Here is a 9072-nt window from a genome sequence, read left to right as displayed (position 1 = left end):
ACGACGAATTTTAAAAGAATTCTGTCCCACTCCCGTTTTTTACATTATTTAAGAATGATAATAGAAAAATTTATAATAAATCTAGTAACCATGCTCCAAATAGAATGAATAGGGTGAGTAATCCTATGAAAAAATATAAATTTTTGGGTACATGTCCGGTTGACGTAAATGCGTAAAGATACAAATGATATGACGTTAAGATAAAATTAATAATAAGCAATATTAAAAAAATAGTTACCATTAAAATCACAACTTTCGAGTTATTTTGTCGTTCAGAATGATTGACTTATTCGAATAAGAGAACTTTTTCTTAACATCATAATTATATTACTTCATTATATCGATTGTTTACTTTAAATCATCTATTGCTTTAGCGATTGATTCAAACACATGTGGAATATCATCTTTTTCAATACAACTAAACGCAATTCGGATATCAGAGTCATTTAAAGCAATGATTCCAATTGAATATTCATTGATTAAATGCGTACGAAGTTCTTCAGGATTTACGCCATTGACTTTGACTGCCATGAAATAACCTGAGTTAAAATCATATGCTTGCCAATGATTTTTGTATTTACCATCATATACAACTGACTTAGTTACTTCATATCGTTGTTGTAAAGTATCAATATTTTGTTGGATTTCTTTATCAAATTGGTCATGATGTTCTAAGACGTATTTAATAGCACTTTGTGAAGGCATTGGTCCACTTGAAATATTACTTCGTATTAAACCTTTAACTTTCGCCTCTAATACTTCTTTAGCTGTATGATTGCTTAGACCAAATGTAAGGAAACCAACACGTAGTCCCCAAGCAAAGAATTCTTTAGTAGCGCCATCTAAACGAATCGGTAATATATTATTTGATTCAATTTGATTTAATGCAGTAAATATAGATTGGCGATACACATCTTCATAAAATAAGCCGTAGTAAGCATCGTCAACAACAGCTATCACTTTTGTGCCCTTTTCAGCAAGTGAACGAATAGCTGATACTATAGTTGTAACTTCATCTTTATTCGGTGTATAACCAGTAGGATTGTTAGGGTAATTCAGAATGAGTACGACTTTATCTTGATTGTAGTTGTCTAAAGTAGTCACTAAATCATTTGTTGTATAGTGACCTTCTTGATTAAATATTGAATATGTCTCAATATTTGCTGAATGACGTGTTTCATATATTAATTTATAGTTACCCCAATTGTGTGTAGGTACTAAGATCGTATCGCCATTTTCTACAAATAAATCAGCAATTAGAGATAAACCATGAGTCAACGCATTAGTGACAATTGGTCTACTAATCGTTTCTTTTGATAAATCAGGATTTTCTTTGAGCATTTTATCTTGCCATAAATCTCTTAAAGCTTCTAATCCTTGTGGTGGTGCATACGGAAATACGTCATCAGGTGATAGATGATTATAGACATCAAATAACGTATCAGCATACATTTTTCCATCTTTATTTGTAGCCATACCAATAGTCGCATTGTATTTTGTTTTTTTAGCATCAGCCGATTGAGATAATATACCTTTTGGATAGTACATAGATTGGCCTAGCGTTGAAAGCATACTTAAAATTTCAGGACAATCATCAACAAGTTGATTATTTAAGTTTTGAGCTAATGGGTTCATTTATTTAACCTCACTTTTTTTTAGTGTTTAATAATATATTATCTTTAAATGTCATAAAGATAAAGTGTTCCTATTATGATTACATAGAATTGATAGTTAAGATTCTTATAAATCGAACATTTGTTCGCTTTTTGTGTTAAAATGATGACAGGTCATCATAAGATATGACACTTTTCATTTGGAGGTGTAGTGTAATGTCGTGGCTATTAGAGGGTATGGTGACACTGATTACGGGTGGAATACTCGTCATATTTCGTGTTTGGTTAGAATCTAAGTGGAAAGATAAGTAGATGACCATACACAAAAGCCCCTAACTTGCCGTCACAAGTTAGGGGCTGTGTAATGTAATTCGTGGATACACTTAAATTTTAACATATGGAAGCATATTTTCAATTTTAAATATCCATTGAAACCGTAATATGTCTTGATGTTTGTTATAATACGGTTATTGAGGTGTTAATTATGATGAAACATTTAACTAAGATTTTCGTGACCTTGGCAATTGTATTATTTGTTATTGGTTATTACTTACAAGCTTCAGGACATGAAGATCAAGGCGTTAAATTATTATTAGCTGCAATCATGTTTATGATATGTGCTTTTATTAATCGTAGTAATGATAGAAAGAAAAATAAAAAATAGCACTTTAAGAATCTCAGACATAAATAATATACTCATGCTATTTTGCAATTTCACAGTAGCTGACTGAACTGAGAAGGCGCTTAAGTCAAGCGTTTCTCAGTTTTAGTCAACCTTGCGGGCGGGGCCCCAACAAAGAAAATTTCACTAAGAAATTCTACAAGCAAAGCAAGCTGGGTGTGGGAGAGAATTTTAATAATTCTCTCCCACTTTCTTATTGTATCTAGTATATATACAATTTTTCTTAATAACGTGTTTTATGGGGATATTTACGTATATGACTTTACAAACGTGTATATAGTGTGTATATTATGTATATACAGTTATTAAAGGGGGACATCAATGAAAATTATTCTAAAAAACACCAGTGAACAACCCATTTATGAACAAATCAAGCAACAAATCAAAGAAAATATTTTAAAAGGCTATGTTGAAGCTGGTAGCCACTTACCTTCGATGCGTGAGCTGGCAAAAGATTTGCAAGTGAGTCTAATCACGACTAAGAGAGCTTACGAAGATTTAGAAAAAGATGGATTTGTTACAACTGTTCGAGGAAAAGGCACCTTTGTTAAAGAACAAGATAGTTCAATATTAAAAGAAAAGCAATTCTTTGTAATAGAAAATCTTGCTCGATTAATGATCAAAGAAGCTAAAACAATCGATATGCCTCTGAAAGAATTAAAAGAAATATTAACTTTAATTTATGAGGAGGAAGAAGAATGAATGTCATTGAAGTAAAAAATGTATCGTATCAAAATAAAGCATTTTCAATTAACAATCTTTCATTCAATATTCCTCAAGGATTTGTAACTGGGTTCATTGGGGCTAACGGCGCAGGAAAAACGACAATGATTCGGTTGATAATGGATATATTAGAACCTAGTAATGGTGATATTTTCATTTTCGGTGAACGAATTACAAATAAACCGAAATGGATTAAAAATAAAATAGGTTTTGTTTATTCTGAAATTTACTTTAATCAACAATGGACTCCAAAAAAACTTGAAAAAATGGTATCACCATTTTATAGTGATTGGGATTCAGAAACGTTCAAATATTACTTAGAGAAATTTAAACTGCCTTTTAATGATAAAATTAAGCATTTCTCAACAGGTATGAAAATGAAATTGTCACTAGCGCTTGCTTTGAGTCACCATGCAGAATTATTCATTTTGGATGAGCCAACTGCAGGTTTAGACCCAATCGTTCGCAATGAAGTGTTAGAAATATTACAAAGTGAACTACTCGATGAAAATAAGACATTATTTATTTCAACGCATATCATTTCAGACCTAGAAAAAATTGCTGACTATCTTGTACACATAAAAAATGGAGAAATTATCATGCAAGGATTCCGCCATCAATTACAAGAACAATACGCAATAGTACAAGGTGATAATGAAGATTTAGACGAAGAATTAAATCGTTTATTTCTTTATAAAGAAGTGAAATCGACTGGATTTAAAGGATTTACGCAACATGCTCAAGTGTTTAAAGAATTGTTTGGAAACAACGTTAATATTCAACAACCTACAATAGAAGAACTGATGATTTATATCGAAAAATCTCATCTGCGTGACAATCAACAAGAATTTCAGCAAAGTAGGTTGGTAAAATGAAGCAATTATTAATTAGAAATTTTAAATGTCGAAGTGTAACAATAGTCATTTATCTTGCGTTATTGCTCTTTAATCCACTATATGCATTGGTACTTTCTAAAACCGAACTTTATTTTCTGTTCTATGCACCCATTGCTATCACATTAATGGTTGTCAGCATTTTAGATTCTGGACATTTATTTAGATTGCATAGAAGGTTAGGTGGAAAAAGTTCGTATTTATTTTACGAAAGCTTACCTGTTTCTAAGAAAGATATGCTCAACGCAAATTATATTACATGTATTGTGTTGACGTTATTTGGTGGATGTATCATCGCATTATATAATTTTCAATCGTCCAATATAGATTTTGGAGATTTAAGGTATTCAACTGCAATAGCTTTTATATTCGTGAATTTTTTCAGCATTCCAATTGCATTTAGTAGGAACACTGAAAGAAAGCGTGAAGGCATAGCTTATGCACCATATATTATGATTATGATGTTGGCTATACCATTTGCAATAACAACGGTATTCGCAGTTATTAATGTACTCGTGTTCCAACGCTACTATACCTATAATGTGTTAGGCGTCTATTACAATTACGGTTTATTGATTTTAAGTATTATTTGGATGATTATAAACTATTTGATTCAATTAAAACGTATCAATCAGCGTGAAAATAAAGGAGGGCTTACATGAAATTAGAAAACATTACAAAAACATATGGAGATAATGATGTTTTAGATAGTATCAATTTTGATTTTGGAGATAGTCAAATTGTAGGTTTAATTGGTAAAAATGGTGTTGGTAAAACAACATTAATGAAAGTAATGAATGGTAATATTATTAATTTCAAAGGAAAGGTTCATTTAAATGATAACGAGAACGTAGGTTATCTTATTGAACATCCAAAGCTCTATGATAATAAAACAGGTTTAAATAACTTGAGATTATTTGCTCAGGTTCTAGGAAAAGGTTTCGACAAAGATTATACAGATAAAATTATAGACGCATTTGGTATGAGACCATACATTAAGAAAAAGGTAAAAAAATATTCAATGGGTATGAAACAAAAACTAGCGATTGCTGTTTCATTAATGAATAAACCGAAATATTTAATATTAGATGAACCAACCAATGGTATGGATCCAGATGGCTCGATTGATGTCTTAGAAACGATTCAATCATTAGTGAATGATTTAGGAATGAAAATATTAATTTCAAGCCATAAATTAGAAGATATAGAATTGATTTGTGATAGAGCTGTCTTCTTACGTGACGGTAACTTTGTACAAGACGTTAATATGAAAGACGGTAGCGCTCAAGATCATACATCACTTAAATTTGAAGTTGAAGAATTTAACGCAGCGCTTGACTATTTAACAGCACATTTCAACGTACTTCAATCTCATAAAGATAGTGGCGAAATCATGATTAAGGCACAAAAAGATTATAAACAAATACTCAAATCTTTAGCACAAAAAGATTTATATCCTAAGTATATTGAAACAAGAAAAAGTTCGCTTCGTGATACGTACTTTAATATTAATCAAAGAGGTGACAAATAAATGAGAAGTTTACAATTAGTTAAATATGATATATTGAGTTTTTGTAAAAGTTATCTAACTTACATTGCATTACTATTAATCTGGTTAGTTTTAGGATTAATAACATTCTTAATGGCACGAAATACTGATCAAGTAAATTATTCGTCAATTCTATCTATGGCAAATTGGATGTTTTTATTCTTTGGCTTGCTAGTAGTGATTAAGACGATTACTCGTGATTATTCTCAAGGTACGATTCAACTGTATATGAACAAAGTGAAGAATAGAATTGGTTATATCATTGCTAAAACAATTTCAATTGTGTTAATTTCTTTTATTTTTGCACTTATCACATATATTACTTTAATGTTAGTACAAGCATTTACTGATGGAAAAAATTTAGACGGAGATAAGTTCTTAACGAACATATGGTTCTATCTTATCTTCTTACTATTCTTTGGTTTACTATTATTCTTAGTGACATTAATAGTTCAAAAACCAGCAGTTATTTTCACGTTAGGCATCTTCTTAGTATTTATCGTACCGTTTATTCAACCTTTTATTGGTTTGATTCCTGATTGGGGCGAAAAAATTCAAAAATCACTAAAATATATTCCTTTCAGTTATTTAACTGAGAAATCTCAAACGGATAGCATTAAATTTTCAAATTGGCAATGGTTTATCTCATTAGCATCAATTGTTGTTTTATTCATTGCGAATATTGCTTATGCAGCTAAAAGAGATATTTAAGACAAGCATAGGAAGTTATTCCTAAATAAAGAGGGTAGTGGGGCAGAAATAAAATAATATCTGCTTCACTACCCATTTTGTTTTTATTTGCGTTTATAGCATTAATTTACTGATAATGGAATCATAAACTTGATTCCATAATTCAGAATCTGATTTATATTTAGTAGCGATTTCGTGGTGAACCTCTTTCTCCTTGTCATTATAATCAGGCGCTTCTTTATTAGGTAATTTCTCAGCTCTTAGTTGCGTAACATAGTCTTGAGCTTCACGCGCTCTTGGTCCCCAAACACTAACTTGTTCAAATTGATCATTCATAAAGATAAAGATTGGAATCGAACGTGCTGTACCATTTGTTAAATACTGGTCAATTAGATCTGTATCTTCATCTCTAAGGAATACACGAACTTCTAACTGAAGTGACTCACTAATATGCTTTAGTATAGGCAAGTTCATCATAGCGTCGCCACACCAATCTTCACTTATAACTAACACTTTCGAATAGGGACGGTCTTTAAGTTGACCGATTCTGTCGTCAGTTGAAGGTGGCGTGAATGCATTGTAAATCGATAATACGTTGTCTTTATTTACAGTCATGTTTTCGATATAGTCATCTAGTGGTTGACTCTTTTTAAAATACGTTTCTAAATTAGCCATAAGAAATACCTCCCCATTAAATTTATATCATTATAACAATTTTCACTGAAAATGGATAATTATAAAACTCAAAATATATTAGTATGACTGTGTTTCTTATAATGGTAAATTAACGTTACAATTGTGTAAGAAACGATTCTTGGTGGATAGATGTTTCTTAGTAAGCGGTTATGATATATTTAAGTTATTAAGAATAGAAGTGGTGGTACATTTGCGTATACAAAATAGATGGGTAATTTTTATTATCTTTACAATCATAGCTTTGATAGTCGTTACTTGTCTTACAATCTATAAAAATCAAAAAACGATTGATCTTACAGAAGTGAAAATTAATGGCATTCAAATGAATCAACAATTTAATGATGATAATTACGAGATTAATCGTAATATTAAGTTGGACAGATATAAATTTTACAATGATAAAAATCATAAAAATCTAACGGTGAAAGTCAAAAATAAACACAAGAAGGTAAAAGGAATAGTGCTCATTAATGATCAGGACGTGACAACTAATTTTGGCATTAAAATTGGAGACAACGTTGATCATGCCATTAACTACTTGGGTGAGAACTATCGTAAAGACAAAGTTGGTAGGGGGTATGATGCATTAATCTATGTTGATAAAGATCATCATATGAAACTATCCATTTTGTATAAAGATAATGTGGTTAAACGAATTGAATTTTTTAGTCGTTAACAGTGATCCGCGTATAATTCAATTTTAAGCAAGCTACTTTTTCAATGAAATAGAGATAATTCAATTAAGAAAGTATGTGAAAAAATGGATAAGATTACCTTTTTAAATGAACTTGAATTGGAACTAGATCAATTGCCAAGAGAAGAAAAAGACAAACTTATGGATGATTATGAAAATCATTTCTATGAACAAGAAACAAAAGGAAAATCAGAAAAAGACATCATATCAGACTTGCGTGAACCACATGATATTGGTAAGGAAGTCAAAGCGAAAGAAGCGATTTCTTATGCCAAAGTTACCCCTAACCTTCAAAATATTGTTAGAGCAATAATGGCGTCATTGAGTCTTGGTGTACTTTCATTTTTCTTTATTATTATTCCTATAGTGATATTTTTAGTGATATTATTTGGTGTGTTTTTATTTTCAGTCTTTTTAATTTGTCTTCCATTAATCATTATTTCGATGAGTATTGTCAAGGGGATTGTTGATTCGTTTAGCAATTTCTTATTTAGCATTTCTTATGCGGGGATTGGTATCGTTTTATTTGTACTCACAATGAAAATCACTCAAAATATATATCGACTTGTATTAAAATATTTAACTTGGTATATCCAAACAGTTAAAGGAAGAATTAAACAATGAAAAAGGCAATGATAGCTGGCATAGTAATATTTATAGGTTTTTTCTTGGCTGCAACTTTAGTCTGGTTTGTACACGACAAAGATGAATTTAAAAAGCTCAAATATGATAAAGCTTACAATCATATGAAAATGACTAATTTAAATGTTGAGAGTTACAATTCAGAAGTCACAATTAAACAAGGTAACCATTGTGGTGTTAAATATTATGGTGATAATGATGTTAAGGTGTATCACACAAATGATACCTTAAATGTAAAAGAGCATAGATCTAACAAAAGAGGCTATAGCATCAATATTAACCCTTTTAATCAGAGCGAATCTAAAATCGAAATTATAATCCCTAATAAAAATATAAACAATTTAGATATACATTCAAATTTTGAAAATATAAGTTTAGATGGGATTAATATTAAGAATGGTTTGATTTACCAAAGTACTAAACATTTAAAAGTTAACAATTCTAAATTAAATAACCTTATTTTTGAGAGCGATTCTGGTAGTGTAAATATTAAAAATAGTGAAATCCACAACAGTAAATTTAAGACGCGTTTAGGTGCCATTAATGTAAATAAAACAATACTTCAAAACGCCCTGTTTGTGACTGAAGAAGGGCATTTAAATTTCACAGATATGTATAGTGAAACGGATGTTAGAGGTTCAAGTAAACATGATTCTATCCATTTGGACTATAAAGATAAACCGAAAAATACGTTATTAAAATTACATCCAGGTAGTGGTGAAGCTAAAGTTGAGAATAAAGCTTTTAATAACGGTAAGGTAGGAAATAGTGATAATGTGGTTGAGTTTTACACTGTTAAAAAAGATATTAAAATAAAATGATTGCCTACATAATAAAAGGCAATCATTTGTCATGTCGGGAGTGGGACAGAATTCTTTTAAATTCGTCGT

At 30.4% G+C, this 9072-nt stretch carries 12 protein-coding genes; 10 read left to right on the top strand and 2 right to left on the bottom strand.

The genetic code is table 11. The features are described from left to right. Window positions 1–348: 348 nt before the first annotated feature. Window positions 349–1635 (bottom strand): aminotransferase class I/II-fold pyridoxal phosphate-dependent enzyme, encoded by a 1287-nt coding sequence (locus HMPREF3239_RS04080; RefSeq protein WP_070854812.1) that lies wholly within the window; start codon window positions 1633–1635, stop codon window positions 349–351. A 194-nt stretch (window positions 1636–1829) separates the two neighbouring features. On the opposite strand from HMPREF3239_RS04080, the gene HMPREF3239_RS12615 reads away from it, so the two are divergent. The 7 genes from HMPREF3239_RS12615 (at window position 1830) to HMPREF3239_RS04050 (ending at window position 6171) form a co-directional block, all read left to right on the top strand. Then, window positions 1830–1925: a Trp-rich small protein gene (locus tag HMPREF3239_RS12615; RefSeq protein WP_228480641.1), complete on the top strand. Its 96-nt coding sequence runs from the start codon at window positions 1830–1832 to the stop codon at window positions 1923–1925. A 175-nt stretch (window positions 1926–2100) separates the two neighbouring features. After that, window positions 2101–2277 (top strand): SE1626 family protein, encoded by a 177-nt coding sequence (locus HMPREF3239_RS04075; protein ID WP_107629928.1) that lies wholly within the window; start codon window positions 2101–2103, stop codon window positions 2275–2277. Between the two features lie 339 nt (window positions 2278–2616). Next, window positions 2617–2997: a PSM export ABC transporter transcriptional regulator PmtR gene (locus tag HMPREF3239_RS04070; RefSeq protein ID WP_053030410.1), complete on the top strand. Its 381-nt coding sequence runs from the start codon at window positions 2617–2619 to the stop codon at window positions 2995–2997. Beyond that, window positions 2994–3893 carry a phenol-soluble modulin export ABC transporter ATP-binding protein PmtA gene (locus HMPREF3239_RS04065; RefSeq protein ID WP_070854810.1) on the top strand — a complete coding sequence of 300 codons (900 nt, stop codon included), beginning with the start codon at window positions 2994–2996 and terminating at the stop codon, window positions 3891–3893. Before HMPREF3239_RS04070 ends, HMPREF3239_RS04065 begins: the two co-directional genes overlap by 4 nt. Next, the gene (locus HMPREF3239_RS04060; RefSeq protein ID WP_070854808.1) at window positions 3890–4573 is read left to right on the top strand and encodes a phenol-soluble modulin export ABC transporter permease subunit PmtB; all 684 of its coding nucleotides are present in this window, start codon (window positions 3890–3892) and stop codon (window positions 4571–4573) included. Before HMPREF3239_RS04065 ends, HMPREF3239_RS04060 begins: the two co-directional genes overlap by 4 nt. Next, entirely contained in the window at window positions 4570–5442 is an 873-nt protein-coding gene (locus HMPREF3239_RS04055) for a phenol-soluble modulin export ABC transporter ATP-binding protein PmtC (protein WP_070854807.1), read from the top strand. Before HMPREF3239_RS04060 ends, HMPREF3239_RS04055 begins: the two co-directional genes overlap by 4 nt. Beyond that, entirely contained in the window at window positions 5443–6171 is a 729-nt protein-coding gene (locus HMPREF3239_RS04050) for a phenol-soluble modulin export ABC transporter permease subunit PmtD (protein WP_053030406.1), read from the top strand. It abuts the gene before it with no gap. Window positions 6172–6264: 93 nt separating this feature from the next. Here the strand turns inward: HMPREF3239_RS04050 and HMPREF3239_RS04045 are convergent, their stop codons facing one another. Next, complete coding sequence (locus HMPREF3239_RS04045; protein ID WP_070854805.1) at window positions 6265–6825, bottom strand: thioredoxin family protein; 561 nt, start codon at window positions 6823–6825, stop codon at window positions 6265–6267. A gap of 211 nt (window positions 6826–7036) precedes the next feature. On the opposite strand from HMPREF3239_RS04045, the gene HMPREF3239_RS04040 reads away from it, so the two are divergent. The 3 genes from HMPREF3239_RS04040 (at window position 7037) to HMPREF3239_RS04030 (ending at window position 9003) form a co-directional block, all read left to right on the top strand. Continuing rightward, complete coding sequence (locus HMPREF3239_RS04040; RefSeq protein ID WP_053030404.1) at window positions 7037–7522, top strand: hypothetical protein; 486 nt, start codon at window positions 7037–7039, stop codon at window positions 7520–7522. Between the two features lie 84 nt (window positions 7523–7606). Then, the gene (locus tag HMPREF3239_RS04035; protein WP_053030403.1) at window positions 7607–8164 is read left to right on the top strand and encodes an HAAS signaling domain-containing protein; all 558 of its coding nucleotides are present in this window, start codon (window positions 7607–7609) and stop codon (window positions 8162–8164) included. After that, window positions 8161–9003 carry a DUF4097 family beta strand repeat-containing protein gene (locus HMPREF3239_RS04030; protein WP_070854803.1) on the top strand — a complete coding sequence of 281 codons (843 nt, stop codon included), beginning with the start codon at window positions 8161–8163 and terminating at the stop codon, window positions 9001–9003. Before HMPREF3239_RS04035 ends, HMPREF3239_RS04030 begins: the two co-directional genes overlap by 4 nt. Window positions 9004–9072: the final 69 nt, after the last annotated feature.

The sequence above is a fragment of the Staphylococcus sp. HMSC34C02 genome (assembly GCF_001838705.1).
In the GTDB taxonomy this organism is placed as follows: Bacteria; Bacillota; Bacilli; order Staphylococcales; family Staphylococcaceae; genus Staphylococcus; species Staphylococcus borealis.
The sequence above is the reverse complement of the archived record's forward strand: the minus strand, read 5'-3'. Positions and strand labels throughout refer to the sequence as shown.

Coding starts and splice junctions, on each gene's coding strand:
- HMPREF3239_RS04070 (WP_053030410.1), top strand. CDS start 2,617: ATGAAAATTATTCTAAAAAACACCAGTGAACAACCCATTTATGAACAA.
- HMPREF3239_RS04045 (WP_070854805.1), bottom strand. CDS start 6,825: ATGGCTAATTTAGAAACGTATTTTAAAAAGAGTCAACCACTAGATGAC.
- HMPREF3239_RS04035 (WP_053030403.1), top strand. CDS start 7,607: ATGGATAAGATTACCTTTTTAAATGAACTTGAATTGGAACTAGATCAA.
- HMPREF3239_RS04075 (WP_107629928.1), top strand. CDS start 2,101: ATGAAACATTTAACTAAGATTTTCGTGACCTTGGCAATTGTATTATTT.
- HMPREF3239_RS04060 (WP_070854808.1), top strand. CDS start 3,890: ATGAAGCAATTATTAATTAGAAATTTTAAATGTCGAAGTGTAACAATA.
- HMPREF3239_RS04080 (WP_070854812.1), bottom strand. CDS start 1,635: ATGAACCCATTAGCTCAAAACTTAAATAATCAACTTGTTGATGATTGT.
- HMPREF3239_RS04055 (WP_070854807.1), top strand. CDS start 4,570: ATGAAATTAGAAAACATTACAAAAACATATGGAGATAATGATGTTTTA.
- HMPREF3239_RS04065 (WP_070854810.1), top strand. CDS start 2,994: ATGAATGTCATTGAAGTAAAAAATGTATCGTATCAAAATAAAGCATTT.
- HMPREF3239_RS04030 (WP_070854803.1), top strand. CDS start 8,161: ATGAAAAAGGCAATGATAGCTGGCATAGTAATATTTATAGGTTTTTTC.
- HMPREF3239_RS12615 (WP_228480641.1), top strand. CDS start 1,830: ATGTCGTGGCTATTAGAGGGTATGGTGACACTGATTACGGGTGGAATA.
- HMPREF3239_RS04050 (WP_053030406.1), top strand. CDS start 5,443: ATGAGAAGTTTACAATTAGTTAAATATGATATATTGAGTTTTTGTAAA.